This window comes from Streptomyces sp. NPDC020780, from assembly GCF_044334475.1.
Taxonomy (GTDB): Bacteria; Actinomycetota; Actinomycetes; order Streptomycetales; family Streptomycetaceae; genus Streptomyces.
This window is the reverse complement of sequence record NZ_JBIRTB010000016.1, coordinates 89,100-108,467: the sequence shown is the minus strand read 5'-3', so window position 1 is coordinate 108,467 and position 19,368 is coordinate 89,100. Positions and strand designations below refer to the sequence as shown.

Here is a 19,368-nt window from a genome sequence, read left to right as displayed (position 1 = left end):
CGGCCGAGGAGGCCACGGCCGGCGGGCGGGGGTGCTGGGCCACGGTTCAGGGACGTACGGCGCCGGGGCCGCGGGCACGTCGTCCGCCTCGGGGCGACCGGGAGCACGGGCGTCCCGCTCCGCCTCGCCGGCCGGCGCCTTCACCGGTCGGCGCCTTCACCGGCCGGCCGAGCCGGCGGTCTCCGGCGCCGCGTCGTCGGCCCTGGCCGCGGGCGGTGTACCGGAGGCGGTGGAAGCGGTGGACCGGCGCCCGGAGGCGGCGACCCCGAACGGTCCACGCCGGCCGTCCGAAGACGGCCGGCCCCGGGCGTCCCCGGGACCGGCCGCGGGTGGGTGACCGGACGGCTGTCCCCTGCCGACCGGTCACACGCGCCGGGACGCGGTCCCACGACGCACCTGCGGTACGTCACACGTCCCGGCGGAGCCACGCGTGGATTCCTGCCGGTGCCGCCCCTGGCTGGCACGGCATCCGGACCAACGAGGCCGCCGGGGGACCGGTCACGCGCCGTACGGGTGAGACCGGGCCCGAACGAGGGTGCGGCCGTACAGCCTTCCGCCCGGCGCCGTCCGTCCTCACACCCGGCCCCGGCAGAGTTCCAGCAGCGTCATGGCGAGCGCCGTCCCCGGCTTGCCCAGGGCGTCGCTGTAGTGGGCCAGCACCTCCATCTCGCGCGAGAGGTTCACCCGGCGGCCGCCGGAGGTGATCCTTGCCTCCTGGATGACCGCGGAGACGGCCATCCGTTCCTGGACGAGACCGATGATCCGGTCGTCCAGCGCGTCGATGCGCGCACGGGCTCCTCCGATGAGGGAGGCGGCCTCCTCGGTGTGCGCGCCGGTCCGCTCGGTGGCCGTCTTCATGGGGGCGGTGCTGGTCATCTGTGACTCCCGGTCGGGTCGGTCCCCCGGAGCGACAGGCCCGGAAACGCCAGAACGCCCCGGGCCTGTCGGCCCGGGGCGTCTGGAACGTTGCTCGTCAGTTGCTCACGCAGCACGACCATGACACCCGGCGGGCCGGATGCCATAGGTAAAGACGAAGGTCGTGTGCTGACGCATGGCAGACAGTATGGCCCCGCCCGGGGGCCGCGGACACGGCGGGCCCGGATGGTGAGACGTGAGCCCGGAGGGGGACACCTCCACGGCCGGTAGAATTGGAGGACCGACCCCTCTTCTCCACCGCCGGAAGGCCGCCCCGTGCCAGCAGCACCCCCCGCCGCCGCCGACCCCACCACCGACGTGGTCCTCGTCGTCGACTTCGGCGCCCAGTACGCCCAGCTCATCGCCCGCCGCGTCCGTGAGGCCCGGGTCTACAGCGAGATCGTCCCGTCCACGATGCCGGTCGCCGAGATGCTGGCCAGGAACCCCCGGGCGATCATCCTGTCCGGCGGCCCGTCCTCGGTGTACGCGCCGGGCGCCCCCAGCCTGGACCGCGCGCTGTTCGAGGCCGGGGTCCCGGTCTTCGGCATGTGCTACGGCTTCCAGCTGATGGCCACCACCCTCGGCGGCACGGTCGACGACAACGGCGCACGCGAGTACGGCCGCACCCCCCTCGCCGTCTCCAAGGCCGGCTCGACCCTCTTCGAGGGCACGCCCACCGAGCAGTCGGTGTGGATGTCGCACGGCGACGCCTGCTCCGCCGCTCCCGAGGGCTTCACCGTCACCGCGTCCACGGACGTCGTACCGGTCGCCGCCTTCGAGAACGACGAGAAGAAGCTGTACGGCGTGCAGTACCACCCGGAGGTCATGCACACGACCCACGGCCAGCAGGTCCTGGAGCACTTCCTGTACCGGGGCGCGGGCATCGAGCCGGCCTGGACGACCTCCAACGTCGTCGAGGAGCAGATCGCCCTCATCCGTGAGCAGGTCGGCTCCAAGCGCGCCATCTGCGGCCTCTCCGGCGGCGTGGACTCCGCGGTCGCGGCGGCCCTCGTGCAGAAGGCCATCGGCTCCCAGCTCACCTGCGTGTACGTCGACCACGGCCTGATGCGCAAGGGCGAGAGCGAGCAGGTCGAGAAGGACTTCGTCGCCTCGACCGGCGTCAAGCTGAAGGTCGTCGACGCCGAGAAGCGCTTCCTGGACGCCCTGGCCGGGGTCAGCGACCCGGAGCAGAAGCGGAAGATCATCGGCCGGGAGTTCATCCGGGTCTTCGAGCAGGCCCAGGCGGAGATCGTGGCCGAGGCCGCGGAGGGCGAGGACGTCGCCTTCCTGGTCCAGGGCACCCTCTACCCGGACGTGGTCGAGTCCGGCGGCGGCACCGGCACCGCCAACATCAAGTCCCACCACAACGTGGGCGGGTTGCCCGAGGACATCGAGTTCGAGCTCGTCGAGCCGCTGCGCCAGCTGTTCAAGGACGAGGTCCGGATGGTCGGCCAGGAGCTCGGCCTGCCCGAGGAGATCGTCCAGCGCCAGCCGTTCCCCGGCCCCGGCCTCGGTATCCGTATCGTCGGCGAGGTCACCAAGGAGCGCCTGGACCTGCTCCGCGAGGCCGACGCCATCGCCCGCGAGGAGCTGACCGCGGCCGGCCTCGACCGGGACATCTGGCAGTGCCCGGTGGTCCTGCTCGCGGACGTCCGGAGCGTCGGCGTCCAGGGCGACGGCCGCACCTACGGCCACCCGATCGTGCTGCGCCCGGTCTCCTCCGAGGACGCCATGACGGCCGACTGGTCGCGCCTGCCCTACGAGACGCTGGCCAAGATCTCCACCCGCATCACCAACGAGGTCGCCGACGTCAACCGCGTGGTCCTCGACGTGACGAGCAAGCCGCCGGGGACGATCGAGTGGGAGTGATCCCCGCCCCCTGAGGTCAACGCCGGTGCCGTCGCTCATTCGTTTGGGCGGCGGCACCGTCGTATCCGCTGGGTACGCTGGCCGAGGAGACGAGACTCTGCCCCATGGGAGCCATCATGAGTGCCGCACCCCACGACGAGCTGACCGGGCCCTACCACTACCCGGTGCCTCCGCCCGAGGGCTGGGTGGCGGAGGACCTCGACCGGCTCCCGGATCTGCCGCGGCACACCGAGCTGATCGACGGGAGTCTCGTCTTCATGAGTCCGCAGACCAGATTCCACATGCGGACCATGCGTCTGCTGGAGCACTGCCTTCTTGATCAGGCACCGGACGATCTCGATGTCTTCCGCGAGTTCAGCATCAAGCTGGACAGCCGCAACCGGCCCGAGCCGGACCTCTTGGTCGTCCCCTCGGACGCGGACACGGGCCCGAAGGAGACGTATCTGCGGCCGGACGACGTCCTCCTGGCTGTGGAGGTCGTGTCGGAGGAGTCGGAGGCCAGGGACCGCGACGTCAAGCCCCGGAAGTACGCAACAGCCGGGGTCGTGCACTTCTGGCGGGTCGAGCGGGGCGCCGACGGTCTCCCCGTCGTGTACGTGTACGAACTCGACCCGGCTCTGCGGGCCTACACGGCCACGGGGATCTACCACAACACGCTCAAGCTCGGCGTGCCCTTCCCCATCGACATCGACCTCACCGCGGTCCACCGTCGGCGCATGCGTTGACCGCGGGCCGGCCCGAAATCCGGTGGCACGTCCTCCTCGGCCGTGGAAGGGTGCGCCGACATGTCCACCGAAGAAGTCCGCTCCCTCATGTCCGCCCCCGGGAACGACCGACTCACCTGGAACACCCCGCTCTCCGAGGAGCACGCGGCCCGGCTGATCACCGCCTGCGATCCTGCTCCCGGAGCCCGGATCGCCGACTTCGGCAGCGGCTGGGGCGAACTGCTGATGCGCCTCGTCGAAGCCGCTCCCGGCGCCACCGGGGACGGCATCGAGACGGACCCGGACGCCGTGGCGCGGGGAAGGCGGCTGGCCGAAGCGCGGGGACTCGCCGACCGGGTGCGGTTCTACGAGGTACCGGCCGCCGAACACCGGGAGGACGGCTACGACCTGGTCGTCTGCATCGGGGCCGCGCACGCCTGGCCCGGTGGCACCGCCGACGCCCTGAAGGCCCTGCGCGCCGCCGTGCGGCCCGGTGGCCGGGTGCTGTTCGCGGACGGGTTCTGGGAGTGTGGGCCGTCGGCCGCCGCACTGGAGGGGCTCGGCGCCGCGCCGGACGACTTCGGTTCGCTCCTCGGACTCGTACGGCAGGCGGAGGCCGCGGGGCTGCGGCCGCTCCAGGTCACGGTCGCCGATCGGCGTGAGTGGGACCTCTTCGAGTCCGCCGCCAACATCGGGCGTGGCGAGCGCTGGGCCCTGGCTCATCCCACGCACCCGCTGCACGCCGCGGTCACCGCGGCTGTGGACGCCCGGCGGACCGGATACTACGGGGGTTACCGGGGGACGCTGGGCCTCGCCTACCTCGTTCTGGGCACCTGATATTCGCACATACGGGCTCCGTGTGACCGCGGCCTGCCCCGATGCGGCTGACGCCCGCTCCGTACGGCACAATTCGCAGAAATCAGAGGCGAGTTGGCTGTACGAGTGCGGGAAAGGGCGGCGTTCCCCGTGGCGTTGGACGAGGCGAGGGCGCAAGGCGCGCACGGCGGTGGCTGTACGTGCGGCGACTGCCCGCACGGAGCACGCGAGGGGCACCGGCGCGCGGTGGCGGCCTTCCTCACCAAGCGGGACGAACTGGCCGCGGGCAAGGGCCTGCCCGCCGGGGTCGCCCGGTCCGCGTCCGCGTCCCGGCAGTGGGTGTCGGACGAACTGACGGGGTCGGCCCGGGACGTCGCCGAACGCGGCAGGGAAGCCGGGGACGTCTGGCTCCACGTGGTGTGGCGGCGCACGCTCGCCGTCGTCTGGGGCTGCGTCGCCGTGCTGGTCATCGGTGAGACCGCCACCGCCGTCGGCGCCGGCTGGTCCACCGCCCGGACCGCGGGCCTGATCGCCGGGCTCGTCACCGCGGTGCTGCTGACGGGCGCCGCCCGCCTGCACCGGGCCCGCGGCGGTCTGCTCGCCCCCCTCATCGGCGAGGACAACCGGCTCTCCACCTCACGCACCGTCGCCGCCTCCTGGGTGCTGCTCGCCGTCTTCGCCGTGCTCGTCCTCGCGCTGCAACTGGCCGGTGCCTCCCACCACGCCGACCGGGACGAACTGATCGAGGGCCTGGACCTGGTCCGCTCGGCCGGGGTGCTCACCGTGCTCGCCCTGGTGTGCGCCGTCGCCGTCCTCGTACGCCGTGTGGTGACCGTACGGGTCCTGGCGCAGCGTCTGCAGAAGTTGCGGGCCGACCGGCCGCGCGCAGCCGACCTTCTCACCGACGACTCCGGGCGCGGCAGCTTCACGGACGTGCAGTACGTGCTCGTCAGCACCGTCGCCGTGCTGTTCGCCGCGGTCCGCCTCGCGCGCCGCCCCGAACAACTGCCGGACCTGCCGTGGGGGCTCGCGCTCCTGGTGGCGGTGTCCGCCGCGACGTACTTCGCAGGGAAGTACGCGGAGGGCGGGCGCCCGGTCATCCTCTCGGTCGTGCGGGCCCGGGAGGCGGGGGACCTGGACGCCCCGATCCGGACGGGGGACGACATCGAGATCCGCGGCGCCGGCTTCGTGCCGGCCGGTGCGGGCAGCCCCGACCGGCTGGCGCGGGTGGTCGTCAGGATCGGCCGGGTGCACGTCCACGTGCCGCTGATCCCCGTCGCCGGAGGCTTCGCCAACCCGGCCGACACCGTGCTCACCGTGCCCGTCCCGGTCGAGGTCGAGCCGGGCGTCGTGGACGTGCAGGTCGTCACCGCGGCGGGTGTGGAGACCAACGCCTGCCCGATCGACGTCACGGACTGAACACCCCGGACCGAAGGCCCCGGAACGCACACCCTGGTGAGTCGCGCCCGACCGGCGTACGTATGGTCTGTTCGAAGGGCCGGCGGAAGGCGGGGCAGTGATGCACGGGTACGGCAACTCCTACGGTCTGCGGGAGTCCGGAAGTCTCCGGGACCGGGCGCGGCAGTACGCACTGCTGCCCCTGCGAATCTTCCTCGGCGTCACCTTCGTCTACGCGGGGCTCGACAAGCTGACCGACAGCGCTTTCCTGGCGGCGACCGGCCCGGGATCCCTCGGCGACCTGATGCGCGCGGTGCGCGACACGTCCGCGGTCCCCGCCCTCGTCGACCTCGCGCTGAAGAGTCCCGAGGGCTTCGGGTACGCCCTCGCGTGCGGTGAGCTCGCCGTCGGCCTCGGCACGCTCGTCGGCCTGTGGGCGCGGCCCGCCGCACTCGGCGGCGTACTGATCTCGCTGAGCCTGTGGCTGACCGTGAGCTGGCGGACCGAGCCGTACTACTACGGCAACGACCTGGTCTACCTCATGGCCTGGCTGCCGCTGCTGCTCGCGGGCGCCGCGGAGTTCTCCGCCGACGCCTTCCTCGCGTCACGGCGGCGGCGCAGCAGGTAACTCCCCCACGTCGCCGTGGCCGCGAGCCAGAGGCCCCCGAAGAACACCGGCGCGAAGAACGTCCACGAGGCGTTCCAGGCCCCCGCGGCGTCCGCCGCGTAACCGGCGGCCAGCGCCAGCATGACGACGCCCGCCACCGCGCGGCCGGGCCGGAACTCATGACGCGGCACGGGTGACCTCCACTACTCCGACGCCTACTTCCATGCGCAGTTCGACCGTGCCGGCCGGCGCGCTGCCCTTCACGGGCCCCAGGGTGCGCCGCGTGTGCCGGTCGGCCGCGATGTTCACGTTCGTGCGTACGTCCGACGGCAGCCGGATCTCCCCGACGCCCGCCTTCGCGTCCAGCTTCACCGTCATCCCCCTCGGTACGACGACGAACGCGCGGCCGGCCGAGACCTCGACCCGGGTGTGGAGCGTGCCACCCCGCGGGACCGTCACCCGGGACAGGTCGAGCTTCGCCGTCCCGGTGCTCACTTCGTAGGAGGGACGGACCGCCGCGGCCGAAGCCGGATTCCACTCCGTGCGGACCCATTCGGTGCCGATGTCCTTGGGCACGGCCGACGCGCCCGCCAGGAGACCCGCGGTGACCATCGCCAGCATGACCGTGCCGAACCCGGTGCGGCCGAGGACCGAGGCGGTCAGCAGGCCCGCGCCGAACACCCCGAGCGCGGCGGCGAGTCCGATCTGCAGGCTCGTGCCCAGGGGGTGCGACTCCCAGCTCAGCCCCGTGCCCAGTCCGCCCGCGACCAGGGCGAGCACGAGGACGAGCCCTCCGATCGAGCGCGGACCCCGGGTCCCTGGCGGGCGGTAGGGAGCGCGGTAGGGGGCGTCCGCGGTCGCCCTGCGGGGCCGCGCCGCCGGGTCGGAGACCGCGTCCGCGGGTCCCCACAGGTAGCCGGAGCCCGCCGGGCCCGTCGTACCGTCCTTGACGATCGGGTCCCGCCACCACGACGGCCCACCCGGGGTGGGGGGCGCCTTCACCTCGGGCGGCGCCCCGTGTCCGGCGGGGTGCGCCGCGCTTCCCCCCGGCGTTTGCGCGGCCGCGCCCGGCGGTTCCTCGGGGGCCGCCGCGCGGTGCTGGGTCCAGACGGAGAAGCCGATGACGGCCAGCGACAGCATCGCGGCGAAGGCCAGCATCCCGCCGTTGTGCAGCATCGACAGCAGCAGCCCGCAGCCCACCAGCGCGAGCAGCAGCGCGATCAGCGAGGCGCCCTCGACCCGGCCCGACAGCAGCCGGCGCGCCTCGTTCTCCTCCTCGCCGTCCAGGGGCAGGAGGAGCCAGGCGAAGCCGTAGAAGATCAGACCGATCCCGCCGGTCACCGAGAGGACGCCGAGCACGATGCGGAAGATCACCGGGTCCACGTCGCAGTACCGGCCGAGCCCGCCGCACACCCCGGCCACCACTTTGTGCCGCGGGCTGCGGCGCAGCCGTGGTCTCGGTTCCGGGGGCGGCGTGACGCCGGGGGCGGCGTCCTGGGGAACGGTCATGGCTCCATGGTGACGGCCCGTACGCCCTCCCGGGACCCGCGGCGACCCTGGGCGATCCCTGATATTGCTCCCCGGCGCCCCCTGAGGGCCCCGTCGGCCCCCTCTCCGCGGGGGTGTTTCCGCCCGGAGGACGGCGGCCGGGGCCGACGGCGGGCATCAGGGACGAGTCCGGGGCGATCCTGATGCCACCACCGGCCGGAACGTGTGACGATCGGTCCATGCCGACAGCCACGACCCGAGCCCCGAGCTCCCACGCCCCGGACCCGGAGGAGCCGCCGCTGCGCAAGCTGTACCGCAGCGCCGACGGGCGGCTGCTCGGCGGTGTGGCGCGCGGGCTCGCCGGGCACCTCGGACTCCCCGTCGCCTGGGTGCGGTTCGTCTTCCTCGGGCTGTTCTTCGCGGACGGTCTCGGCGCCCTCCTCTACGCCGTCTTCTGGATCGTCGTCCCCCTCGGGGTGGGTGGTGTGGAGACGACGCGTTCCGTCTTCGAGACGGCCCCCGACGGCCGCCGCAGACTCCGCAAGCCCGACAAGGGCCAGGTCTTCGCCCTGGTCGCGCTGCTCGTGGGCGCCATGGTCTTCGTCGGCAACGTCGACATGGGCAGCGAGGCCGACCGTTACATCTGGCCCATGCTGCTGATCGGCGCGGGCTCGGTCCTGGTCTGGCGCCAGGCCGACAACGCGCGGCGGGCCCGCTGGATCGAGGTCGGCCGCCGCCGCCGCGTGCTGCACCTGGCACGCGGGCTGGCCGGGGTCGCCCTCGTCGGCCTCGGCCTCGCGGTCTTCCTCGTGGTCCGCGGCTCGGCGGCCCAGCTCGGCAACGTACTGACCGCCGCCATCGCCGTGCTCACCGGCATCGCGCTCCTGGCGGGCCCCTATCTCGTACGGATGACCCAGGACCTCTCCGAGGAGCGCCTGATGCGCATCCGGGCCCAGGAGCGCGCCGAAGTGGCGGCGCACGTCCACGATTCCGTGCTGCACACCCTCACCCTGATCCAGCGCAGCGCGGACGACGGCGGGGAGGTCCGCAGGCTGGCCCGCGCCCAGGAACGCGAGCTGCGGAACTGGCTGTACAACCCGGAGGGCACCGGCAAGGACGAGGACGACGAGCCCGCGACCCTCGCCGAGGCGGTCAAGCGGGCCGCCGCCGAGGTCGAGGACAAGCACGGGGTCCCGCTGGAGGTCGTGGTCGTAGGCGACTGCCCGCTCGACGAGAAGCTGGCGGCACAGATGCAGGCCGCACGCGAGGCCATGGTCAACGCCGCCAAGTACGGTGGCGAGGGCGGGGCCGTCCAGGTCTTCGCCGAGGTCGAGGGACGCACCGTCTTCGTCTCGGTACGGGACCGGGGTCCGGGCTTCGACCTGGACGCCGTCCCGGGCGACAGGATGGGCGTACGAGAATCGATCATCGGCCGGATGCAGCGCAACGGCGGTACGGCGCGGCTGCGTCCGGTGCCCGGTGGGGGCACGGAGGTCGAGCTGGAGATGGAGAGGGCGAGCGAATGACCGAGAACACCGAAGCCACCGGGGGCCCGGAGCGCCGGGTACGGGTCGTGCTCGTCGACGACCACCGGATGTTCCGCACGGGGGTCCAGGCCGAGATCGGCCGTACCGAGGAGACCGGCGTCGAGGTCGTCGGCGAGGCAGCCGACGTCGACCAGGCGGTCACCGTGATCACGGCGACCCGCCCCGAGGTCGTCCTCCTGGACGTTCACCTCCCCGGTGGCGGCGGCGTCGAGGTCCTGCGGCGCTGCGCCCCGATGATGGGCGCGGTGGACAACCCGGTCCGCTTCCTGGCGCTGTCCGTCTCCGACGCCGCCGAGGACGTCATCGGCGTCATCCGGGGCGGGGCCCGCGGCTACGTCACCAAGACCATCACCGGCGCCGACCTGGTCGACTCGGTCTTCCGGGTCCAGGACGGCGACGCGGTGTTCTCGCCCCGGCTGGCCGGCTTCGTCCTCGACGCGTTCGCCTCGACGGACGCACCCCCGGTCGACGAGGACCTGGACCGGCTGACCCAGCGCGAGCGCGAGGTGCTGCGGCTGATCGCCCGCGGATACGCGTACAAGGAGATCGCCAGACAGCTGTTCATCTCGGTGAAGACGGTCGAGTCGCACGTCTCGGCGGTGCTGCGCAAGCTCCAGCTGTCCAACCGGCACGAGCTGACCCGGTGGGCGACGGCGCGGCGGCTGGTCTGAGCCCGGCGCACGCTCAGAGCCTGCCGGGTGACCTCCGACCGGGCAGCCACGCCCCGGCACGCACGCTTCCCGCGGTGCCGACATGCCCACATAGCTCCACTACGAGGGCTTTCCGGCGCTGGGGAACCGCACGCCCCGGACCGCGTCCGCTTTCCGGTCCCAGGTCACCGACAGGCTCTCAGGCGGGGTCGAGCGAGATGTTGAGCTTGTCGCCGATCCGGCGGTAGCCGATGCCCGCGTAGATCCGCTCGACGTCAGGGCTGCCGGGTTCCAGCCAGACGGTGCCGAAGCCGCGCTCGAAGGCCGTGCGGGTCAGCCACGCGGAGAGCGCGGCTCCGACGCCCCGGCGGCGGAAGGCGTCACGGACGGCGAGACCGGCGAGTTCGCCGATGCCGTCGACCGGGGTCGAGCAGCCGCCCGCGCCCGCGGGCCGGCCGTCCAGGGTGGCCAGGGCCGATACGCCGCCGCCCGCCGTCGCCCCGCGCAACCAGGCGATCTCGCCGTCGTCGGGGCCGCCCTCGCCGCCGAAGCCGGTGTGCTGGACCGCGGCGGCGGCCGTGAACTCCTCGTCGCCCGTGGGTTCGGCGATGCGCAGCCCCTCCACCGGCTTCGGGGCGCGGAGCGCGTCGGGCGTGCAGGCGAGTACGGGGGCGCGGCTCTCCACGGTGAAACCGGCGGCGACCAGGGCCGGTTCGACGGCCGGTGCCCAGGACGGCAGGAACTCCAGGCGGGGCAGCCGGTCGTGGGCGCGCATCGCCGCCACGAGGTCGGCGACGTCCCCGGCGGAGGGCTCGGCGTCCCGGTCGGGGATGGCGTAGTTCGCGAACTTCAGCTCCCAGCCCGGATTGTGGCGCACGGTGAAGGGGCCGATTCGGTAGTGGTCGGGGGAGAGCAGGGCGAGCGTACGCGCGTAACTCTGGACGGCGGTCTCCGTGGGCACGGCGGGGCCTTCTCTCTGGCGGCGTCCGGTCGGCGCGGAGCCTATGCCACCCGGGTCGCTCCCGCGAAAGGCATATCGCTGATGGAGGCGATGCGGACCGGGGCGCCCGGGCGCGGGGCGTGGATCATCTGCCCGCCCCCGACGTAGAGCCCGACATGGCTGATGCCCGAGTAGAAGAACACCAGGTCGCCCGGGGCCAGTTCGGAGCGGGAGACCCGTCGGCCCGCGTTGATCTGGGTGTACGTGGTGCGGGGCAGCGAGACACCGGCGGCCCGCCACGCGGCCTGGGTGAGCCCGGAGCAGTCGAAGGACGAGGGGCCGGTGGCGCCCCAGACGTACGGTTTGCCGAGCGCCCCGTACGCGAAGGCGACGGCCTGCGCCGCACGGGCGTTGGGGGCGGCGACGGAGCCGCGAGGGATGCCGCGGCCGGCCCGGACGGCGCCGCCGCCGTGCGCGGCGTCCGCGGAGCGCTCGTAGGCGGCCCGCCCGGCGGCGTTCAGCGTGGCCAGCAGCTTCTGGGCGTCGGCCAGCTTGGTGCGGACCGTGTCCTTGCGCTTGCGCAGTTCGGCCCGGTGGGCGGTGAGGCTGGCGAGCTCGTCCTCGGCGCGGGCGCGCAGTTGAGCGATCTCGCCGACCTGCCGGCGCACCCCGTTGAGCGCGCCGGCCTGTCGGTCGCCGGCCCGGTCCAGGTAAGCGGCCCGTTCGAGGTACTGGTCGGGATCGGAGGAGAGCACCAGCCGGACGGCGGGGTCGATGCCGCCGCTGCGGTACTGGGCGGCGGCGAACGAGCCGAGGGCGTCACGCGAGGCGTTGAGGCGCTCGGTCCTGCGGGCGGCCTCGTCGCGCAGGGCTTCGAGGGACTTCGCCGAGGCCGCGGCCTTCTCCTTCGCGCCGTTGTACTGCTCGGTGGCGACCTCGGCGTCGTGGTACAGCCGGTCGACCTTGGCCTTGACCTGCGCGGGGGTGAGCTGGGGCTCGGCCTGGGCGCCGCCTTCGAAAGCGGTCGCGGTCGCCGCTCCGGCGAAGGCCAGGGTGGCTGCGGTGCGGGCAGCAGGACCGGTGAACAGGCGCTGCTTGGGCTTGCGGTGAGCGGCTTTGCGGGGGGCGGCCACGAGGGCGTGGGTCCTTCCGTTCGACTGCCCGTCGGTGGGTGCCGGCGGGCCCGCCCGGTTCCGGCGGCGGGCCCCGACGGGGGAGTGGCCGACCGCCGGATCTTCCTGGCGGGGCGACCGGGGTGCCTCCCCGGTACGGGGCGGCGGTGGAGATCCGGTCACCTGGGAGGGACGCTAGACCTGGCGAACCGCAAAGAGGTGTAATGACGCCTATTGCCCACATGTGACGTTTCGTTGACCGTAAGTGACCGGAAAGTCGTTGCGTGTCCGGCGTTTCGGGCACGCCCGCGCGCAAACGCGGCACTCTCGTAGGGAAGTCGTACCTGGCCGAAGAGTGGTGATATGACCACGGCTAGGCTGCGGCCATGGACGTACTCATCAATGTCTTCGTGGCCCTGCACATCATCGGCATCGCCTCCCTGCTGGGCGGCTTCCTGACCCAGATGAAGGCCATGGGGGCGGGCACGGCCCGCTTCGTGCCCGCCATGCTGCACGGGGCGCTCACCATGCTGGTCACCGGTATGGCCCTGGTCGGGCTCAATCAGGCGGACGACCAGAGCGTCAACAACATCAAGATCGGCGTCAAACTGCTGATCCTGATCGTGATCCTGGCGCTCGTCTACGTGAAGCGGGACGAGGAGAAGGTGGACAAGGGCGCGTTCGCGGCCGTGGGCGGGCTGACGGTCGCCAACATCTTCATCGCCACGCTCTGGACCTGAGCGGCCGGGCCGCTCTCCCGGGCCCCTGGGCTTCACCGGCCGGGCAGGACACTGCCGCCGGACGGGGCGGGAGGCCCCTGCCCGGCCGACGGTCGTACGGTGCGCAGCGGTACCGCGGCCGGGTGCCGGCACCCCGGCCTACGCCGGACGCACGCTGCCGTAGATCGGCATGTAGTAGATCGACTCCTCGCGGACGTTCGCACCCGGCTTCGGCGCGTGGATCATCATGCCGCCGCCCTTGTAGATCCCGACGTGACTGATGTCGTCGTAGAAGAAGACCAGGTCGCCCGGGAGCAGATCGGCGGTGGCCACCCGGGTGCCGACCTTCACCTGGTCCCAGGTGGTGCGGGGCAGGTCGACACCGGCCGCCCTCCACGCGGCCTGCGTCAGCCCGGAGCAGTCGTACGAGGACGGGCCCGTCGCCCCCCAGACGTACGGCTTGCCGATCTGGGCCCGCGCGAAGGCCAGCACCTGGTCGGCCTTGGGCGCGTACCCGCTGTCCGTGCCGGCGCCGGTGCCGCCGCCCGTCGCCGTCCCGGAGCCGGCCCCGCCCTGGGCGGCCTCCCCCTTCGCGGCGCTGTCGGCCTCGGCCTTCGTGGCGGCCTGCCGGCGTGCCAGCTCCTTCGCCTTGCGCTCGGCCTCGGCCTCCTTCCTGCGCTCCAGCTCCGCCAGCCGGGCCTTCTCCTCGGCGGTCAGCTTCGACAGCAGCGAGCGCGCTTCGGTCAGTCTCTGCTGCACCTGCTGTTTGCTGGTGCGCAGGGTGGCCTGCGACTCGGTGAGCGTCTCCAGGCTCTTCGTTGCCTCGACCCGCTTCGCCGCCGCCTCCTTCTGCTGCGTGCGGAAGTCGGCGACCGTCTTCTGCTGGCGGCTGGTCATCCGCCCCATCAGCTGGTCCTGGTCGAAGTACGCCTGCGGATCGTCCGCCAGGAAGAACGTCGCCGTGGGCGCGATGCCGCCGCTGCGGTACTGCGCGGCCGCGTAGCGGCCCAGCTCACGCCGCGTCTCGTTGAGCTTGTCGGCCCGCTCGGCCGCGGCGTCCAGCAGGGCGTCGACCTTGGCGCGCTGGGTGGCGGAGGCGCTTTTCGCCTCGTTGTACCGCTGGGTGGCGGTGCCCGCCTGCCGGTAGAGGGCGTCGACCTTCTTCTGTACTTCCTCGACGGTCGGCTTGGGCTCTGCCGGTACCGCCGTCGCACTCTGCGTGGAGAGCAGGGTGACCGAGGCCAGCGCGGCCGTCGTGAGCCCGAGGGCAGGGGTGGTCGTGCGCACACGGGTGCGCGGCTTGCGATGCGATGCCAAGGCCGGCATCTCCTTCCGTGGACCGTCTACCGGGTTGGCGATGGGGGTCCCTCCAGGCCGTTCAGGGCACTGGGGGGTGGGTTCGGGCGGAACGGAAGGCTGCCCTACGGTCCGGTGGAGAAGGACCGATTCACCCCGGTGCTGCGTGTGGTCCCCGGTTCCGGACCTCCGTGAGGGCGGTACGGATTCGGCGGGGGCGCCCGCGCGGCGTGGTTCGCCTCTCGGGGGTACGGGCCGCCCGTCGGAGCACGCTAGCCAACCGGTGGTGCCCCTGGGAAGGTTGATGTTCGATATGCCCGATACGTTTTCGTGACCTTTCCGGATCGGCGGACCGGCAGGCGGAATCCGGCCCCGGATCCGTACGCACCGTGTGTGCGCGGTCTCCCTGCGCGCACGCGGTGTCCCCTTCGAACCCCCGCGCACGTGTCCCCGTTCCCGGAGCCCGGGGGCGCGTTTCCCCGGGTCCACGCGCGCTCCCCTCGCTCTCGGGACGCGCGCTCCCCCGCGGGAGCGGGCCCGGGCGCCGGCCGGTCCCCCGGCGCTTTCGGCCGGATCAGGCCATGGGGGCGCCGCACGGCCCGAGCGGTAGGCGCTCAGGGCTGTCCCCCGATTCCCGGAGGATCGGCGCGCGATGTCGAAAGCGGTGCGTCACAAGGCGGGCGTATGTCGGCATTCCGTACACCTGCGGATGTTTCCGGCGGGGTGGCGAGCCGTCGTAGCGGTTGTCACGCGCCCCCCGGGAACCGCGGGACAGCCCTTAGACTCGTGAGGCGATGAGCAGCCTCTTTGACGACAGTTTCCTGACCGGCCTCCAGCACGCGGAGGAAGGCCCCCCGCCGCCTCCCGAGGACCACGCGCCCGAACCGGTGCCGGAGGGCCTCTTCGGGGACGTCTTCGACACCCCTCCGCCGCCGCGCGAGACCTACTACCGCGACGGTGCGCCCCGCCCGGTCATCGACTCCGCAGCACTGCTCGACGGGCTGAACACCGAGCAGCGTGCCGCCGTCGTCCACGCCGGTTCCCCGCTGCTCATCGTCGCCGGGGCCGGGTCCGGGAAGACCCGGGTGCTGACGCACCGGATCGCCCACCTGCTGGCCGAGCGGGGCGTGCACCCGGGGCAGATCCTCGCGATCACCTTCACCAACAAGGCCGCCGGCGAGATGAAGGAGCGGGTCGAGCAGCTCGTCGGACCACGCGCCAACGCCATGTGGGTCATGACCTTCCACAGCGCCTGCGTGCGGATCCTGCGCCGCGAGTCGAAGCTCCTCGGCTTCACCTCGTCGTTCTCGATCTACGACGCCGCCGACTCCAAGCGCCTGATGGCCCTGGTCTGCCGCGATCTCGACCTCGACCCGAAGCGCTATCCGCCGAAGTCCTTCACGGCGAAGGTCTCGAACCTCAAGAACGAGCTGATCGACGAGGAGACCTTCGCCGGTCAGGCCGCCGACGGGTTCGAGAAGACGCTGGCGCAGGCCTACGCGCTGTACCAGGCACGGCTGCGCGAGGCCAACGCCCTGGACTTCGACGACATCATCATGACGACGGTCCACCTGCTCCAGGCGTTCCCCGACGTCGCCGAGCACTACCGGCGACGCTTCCGGCACGTCCTGGTCGACGAGTACCAGGACACCAACCACGCCCAGTACACCCTCGTGCGCGAGCTGGTGGGACCGTCGGGCGAGGCCGCCGACGCCCCCGGGGAGCTCTGCGTCGTCGGTGACGCGGACCAGTCGATCTACGCCTTCCGCGGAGCGACCATCCGCAACATCCTCCAGTTCGAGGAGGACTACCCGGACGCCACGACGATCATGCTGGAGCAGAACTACCGCTCCACGCAGACGATCCTGTCCGCCGCCAACGCCGTCATCGAGCGCAACGAGAGCCGCCGGCCCAAGAACCTCTGGACGAACGCGGGCGCCGGCACCCGGATCACCGGCTACGTCGCCGACACCGAGCACGACGAGGCCCAGTTCGTCGCCGACGAGATCGACCGGCTCACGGACGCCGGGGAGGCGAAGGCCGGCGACGTCGCCGTCTTCTACCGGACGAACGCCCAGTCCCGTGTCTTCGAAGAGATCTTCATCCGCGTCGGGCTGCCCTACAAGGTCGTCGGCGGGGTGCGCTTCTACGAGCGCAAGGAGGTCCGGGACGTCCTGGCCTACCTCCGGGTCCTCGCCAACCCCGAGGACACCGTTCCGCTGCGCCGCATCCTGAACGTGCCCAAGCGAGGCATCGGCGACCGCGCCGAGGCGATGATCGACGCCCTGTCGATGCGCGAGAAGATCTCCTTCCCGCAGGCACTGCGCCGCGTCGACGAGGCGTACGGCATGGCAGCCCGTTCGGCCAACGCCGTGAAGCGCTTCAACACGCTGATGGAGGAGCTCCGCACGATCGTGGAGTCCGGTGCCGGGCCCGCGGTCGTGCTGGAGGCGGTCATGGAGCGGACCGGCTATCTCGCGGAGCTCCAGGCATCCACCGACCCCCAGGACGAGACCCGCATCGAGAACCTTCAGGAGCTCGCCGCCGTCGCCCTGGAGTTCGAGCAGGAGCGCGCGGAGGAGGAGGGTGCGGGCACCCTCGCCGAGTTCCTGGAGAAGGTCGCGCTCGTCGCCGACTCCGACCAGATCCCCGACGAGGACGAGGACGGCTCCGGCGTCATCACGCTGATGACGCTGCACACGGCCAAGGGCCTCGAGTTCCCCGTGGTGTTCCTGACCGGTATGGAGGACGGCGTCTTCCCGCACATGCGCGCCCTCGGCCAGGTCAAGGAGCTGGAGGAGGAGCGCCGGCTCGCCTATGTGGGTATCACGCGCGCCCGCGAGCGGCTGTACCTGACGCGTGCGGCGATGCGCAGTGCGTGGGGGCAGCCCGCGTACAACCCGCCGTCGCGGTTCCTGGAGGAGATCCCCGACGCGCATCTGGAGTGGAAGCGCAAGGGCCCCATGTCGGCCCCGGCGGGACCCACGTCCGGGATCACGTCGTCGCTGTCCTCGGCCCGTTCCAGGTCGGGGCCCGCGGGCTTCGCGACCCGGCGTGCCTCGGAGAAGCCGGTGGTCACGCTGGTGGTGGGCGACCGGGTCACGCACGACCAGTTCGGGCTGGGCACGGTGACGGCGGTCGAGGGCTTCGGCGACCAGGCCAAGGCGACCGTCGACTTCGGGGACGAGCGGCCCAAGAAGCTCCTGCTGCGGTACGCGCCGGTGGAGAAGCTGTAGGCCCCGCCGGGGGCAGCCTTCAGGGCTGTCCCCGGGTCTCACCTCACCGGGGCTTCGAGGCCTCGCGTCAGTTGGGGTTGAGCCCGTGGCTGCGGAGCCACGGCATCGGGTCGATCGCCGAGCCGCCGCCGGGACGTACCTCGAAGTGCAGGTGCGGGCCCGTGGAGTTCCCGGAGTTCCCCGAGTACGCGATGACGTCCCCGGCCTTCACCTGACCCGAGCGGATCTTGGTGCTGCTGAGGTGGCAGTACCACGTCTCCGTGCCGTCGGCCGCGGTGACGATCGCCATGTTGCCGTAGGCGCTGTTCCACTGGGTGCGCACGGTGCCGTCGGTCGCCGCCATCACCGGAGTGCCGTACGAGACGGGGAAGTCGATGCCCGTGTGGACGGACATCCAGTTCACGCCCGCCTGGCCGTAGTACGCGCTGAGGCCGTGGCGCGCGACCGGCAGGACGAACTTCGGGCGAGCCGCCTCCCGGCGGGCCGCCTCCTCCTCGCGCTTCTGCTTCTCCGCCGCCTGACGCTCCTTCAGGTCGATGCGCTCCTGCGTGCGGCTGGCACGGTCGGCGAAGTTCTCGGCGTCGGCACGGAGGTTGGCGAGCTGGGTGTCCAGCTTGCTGTTGGCGACGACCGGGGCGACGGTGTCGGCCGCCGCCATGGAGGCGGTGTCGTCCTTCTTCTCCTCGCCCCCGCCGACACCGCTCACGGAAGCGGCGGCGATGCCGGCCACGCTCATGACGCAGGCGGAGGGGACGGCGACGGTGAGGAGGGCGGACCGCTTCGCCGGAGTGCGCCGACGGCCGCGACTGCCGCCGCCGCGCTGCCCGGCACGGCCGGCGGGGCGCGCCGCGACGGAGGCGTGGGTCGTCCTCACCTCGGTGAGGTCGACGGCCTCGGCGTGGCCGACGTCCTCCGAGGCAACGGAGTGGCCGGGGCCGGTCTCCTCCGCCGTGGTGTCGTGGGCGCCGGCCTGCACGGCCGTGCTGTCGTCGTCCGCACCGGAAGGGCCGCCCGAGGGGCCGTGGGAGCCGGGTGCGTCCGCTCCGCTCGGCTCCGCCTCGTAGGGCCGCGCCTCGTACGGCTCGGATGCGTACTGCTCCGCCGGGTACTGCTCCGAGGTGTACGGCTCCGCGCCGTACGTCTCCGCCGGGTAGGGCTCTGCTGCGTACGGTTCCGACTCGCCGGACTCCGCGCCGTACGCCTCGTAGGACGCAGACGGGTGTTCGTATGAGGTCTGCGACGTCTGTTCGGAGGCGTACGCGGGGCTCTCGGGCGTGGCGCCGGTGTTCCAGGCGGTCGCGTCGTAGGCGCCGGTGTCGGGTGTGCCGTAACCGGCGGTCTCGAAGGCAGGGGTCGCGTAGGTGCCGGTGGCGTAGGCGGTGCTGCTGAAGGTCGTGGTGGGGAAGGCCCCGGTGTCGCCGGTTGCCCACTGGTCGGCCGCGCCGGTGTGGTCCCAGCCGACGATGTTCCACTGGCCCGTCGCGTCCGAGGCGTGGCCGGCCGCCTGGGCCGGGAACGCGGCTTCGGGCATCCAGGTGGCGGTGGTGGTGGCGGTGGGTTCGTGCCCCTGTCGCGCCTGCGGGTGGGCCTGGGCGCCGTAGGTGTCGTAGGTGTCGTACGAAGCCTGCTGGTGTGCGCCGGTGTCCCAGGCGCCGGTGTGTGGGGGCTGCTCGGCGGGGTAGGCGTGGGGGTAGCCGCTGTCGGCCCCGTCCCAGGAGGTGGCGTGACCGCCGTCGTACGTCGTGTGGCCGTTGTCGGGGTGACCCGGCAGGGTTCCGAAGAGCGGGTCGGTATCGAAGCTGCCGGTTGAATGGCTGTCGTATCCGACGTACCCGGCGTGGGGGTGCTGGTCGTTCACCAACTTCTCTCTCGCCTCGGCAGCAGGACCTGTCTGGGGTCCGGTGGGGGATCCCCAGGGGGAGCAGTGGCCGCGACTGTACCCGGCGGTACGTGACGACGACAATCTTCGGCAGGTTCCGTTCCCGCAGGAAACGGGCAATCAGCGGTCTTTCGGTGGTCGGCGTGACGAGGCTTGGCTCTATTTTCGATTGTCGTTCGGTTCTCGAGGACC

15 protein-coding genes are annotated in these 19,368 nt (G+C 72.4%); 9 read left to right on the top strand and 6 right to left on the bottom strand.

The annotated features are described in order from the left end of the window. Positions 1–573 precede the first annotated feature (573 nt). Positions 574–876, bottom strand: a complete 303-nt coding sequence (locus ACH4VO_RS27095; protein ID WP_360997243.1) for a chorismate mutase — start codon at positions 874–876, stop codon at positions 574–576. A 315-nt stretch (positions 877–1,191) separates the two neighbouring features. Here ACH4VO_RS27095 and guaA point away from each other — a divergent pair, with 315 nt between their 5' ends. The 5 genes from guaA to ACH4VO_RS27070 all read left to right on the top strand — a co-directional run bounded on the left by guaA (position 1,192) and on the right by ACH4VO_RS27070 (position 6,330). After that, positions 1,192–2,784, top strand: a complete 1,593-nt coding sequence (guaA, locus tag ACH4VO_RS27090) for a glutamine-hydrolyzing GMP synthase (RefSeq protein ID WP_360997245.1) — start codon at positions 1,192–1,194, stop codon at positions 2,782–2,784. 116 nt (positions 2,785–2,900) lie between these two features. Next, positions 2,901–3,509, top strand: a complete 609-nt coding sequence (locus ACH4VO_RS27085) for a Uma2 family endonuclease (protein ID WP_360997247.1) — start codon at positions 2,901–2,903, stop codon at positions 3,507–3,509. A gap of 60 nt (positions 3,510–3,569) precedes the next feature. Further along, on the top strand, positions 3,570–4,325 hold the full coding sequence (locus ACH4VO_RS27080; protein WP_360997249.1) for a class I SAM-dependent methyltransferase: 756 nt from the start codon (positions 3,570–3,572) through the stop codon (positions 4,323–4,325). A 129-nt stretch (positions 4,326–4,454) separates the two neighbouring features. Next, positions 4,455–5,723, top strand: a complete 1,269-nt coding sequence (locus tag ACH4VO_RS27075) for a hypothetical protein (protein ID WP_360997251.1) — start codon at positions 4,455–4,457, stop codon at positions 5,721–5,723. A 100-nt stretch (positions 5,724–5,823) separates the two neighbouring features. After that, positions 5,824–6,330 carry a DoxX family protein gene (locus ACH4VO_RS27070; RefSeq protein ID WP_360997253.1) on the top strand — a complete coding sequence of 169 codons (507 nt, stop codon included), beginning with the start codon at positions 5,824–5,826 and terminating at the stop codon, positions 6,328–6,330. 156 nt (positions 6,331–6,486) lie between these two features. Here the strand turns inward: ACH4VO_RS27070 and ACH4VO_RS27065 are convergent, their stop codons facing one another. After that, complete coding sequence (locus tag ACH4VO_RS27065) at positions 6,487–7,818, bottom strand: PspC domain-containing protein (protein WP_360997257.1); 1,332 nt, start codon at positions 7,816–7,818, stop codon at positions 6,487–6,489. A 218-nt stretch (positions 7,819–8,036) separates the two neighbouring features. Here ACH4VO_RS27065 and ACH4VO_RS27060 point away from each other — a divergent pair, with 218 nt between their 5' ends. Together ACH4VO_RS27060 and ACH4VO_RS27055 are read left to right on the top strand one after the other, a co-directional pair. Continuing rightward, a complete protein-coding gene (locus ACH4VO_RS27060; RefSeq protein WP_069171104.1) occupies positions 8,037–9,323 on the top strand; it encodes an ATP-binding protein in 1,287 nt (428 codons plus the stop codon). Beyond that, complete coding sequence (locus tag ACH4VO_RS27055) at positions 9,320–10,015, top strand: response regulator transcription factor (protein ID WP_360997258.1); 696 nt, start codon at positions 9,320–9,322, stop codon at positions 10,013–10,015. The genes ACH4VO_RS27060 and ACH4VO_RS27055 overlap by 4 nt, the downstream gene beginning before the upstream one ends. 178 nt (positions 10,016–10,193) lie before the next feature. Here the strand turns inward: ACH4VO_RS27055 and ACH4VO_RS27050 are convergent, their stop codons facing one another. Next, a complete protein-coding gene (locus tag ACH4VO_RS27050; RefSeq protein WP_360997260.1) occupies positions 10,194–10,955 on the bottom strand; it encodes a GNAT family N-acetyltransferase in 762 nt (253 codons plus the stop codon). 41 nt (positions 10,956–10,996) lie between these two features. Beyond that, positions 10,997–12,067, bottom strand: coding sequence for an NlpC/P60 family protein (locus ACH4VO_RS27045; RefSeq protein WP_360997261.1), 1,071 nt, complete (start codon positions 12,065–12,067; stop codon positions 10,997–10,999). A gap of 365 nt (positions 12,068–12,432) precedes the next feature. Here ACH4VO_RS27045 and ACH4VO_RS27040 point away from each other — a divergent pair, with 365 nt between their 5' ends. Continuing rightward, positions 12,433–12,786 carry a hypothetical protein gene (locus ACH4VO_RS27040; RefSeq protein ID WP_360997263.1) on the top strand — a complete coding sequence of 118 codons (354 nt, stop codon included), beginning with the start codon at positions 12,433–12,435 and terminating at the stop codon, positions 12,784–12,786. Between the two features lie 138 nt (positions 12,787–12,924). Here the strand turns inward: ACH4VO_RS27040 and ACH4VO_RS27035 are convergent, their stop codons facing one another. Continuing rightward, positions 12,925–14,091, bottom strand: coding sequence for an NlpC/P60 family protein (locus ACH4VO_RS27035; protein WP_360997265.1), 1,167 nt, complete (start codon positions 14,089–14,091; stop codon positions 12,925–12,927). Between the two features lie 764 nt (positions 14,092–14,855). On the opposite strand from ACH4VO_RS27035, the gene pcrA reads away from it, so the two are divergent. Continuing rightward, complete coding sequence (gene pcrA / locus ACH4VO_RS27030) at positions 14,856–17,297, top strand: DNA helicase PcrA (RefSeq protein ID WP_360997266.1); 2,442 nt, start codon at positions 14,856–14,858, stop codon at positions 17,295–17,297. A 67-nt stretch (positions 17,298–17,364) separates the two neighbouring features. Here the strand turns inward: pcrA and ACH4VO_RS27025 are convergent, their stop codons facing one another. Next, the gene (locus ACH4VO_RS27025; protein WP_360997268.1) at positions 17,365–19,155 is read right to left on the bottom strand and encodes a peptidoglycan DD-metalloendopeptidase family protein; all 1,791 of its coding nucleotides are present in this window, start codon (positions 19,153–19,155) and stop codon (positions 17,365–17,367) included. Positions 19,156–19,368: the final 213 nt, after the last annotated feature.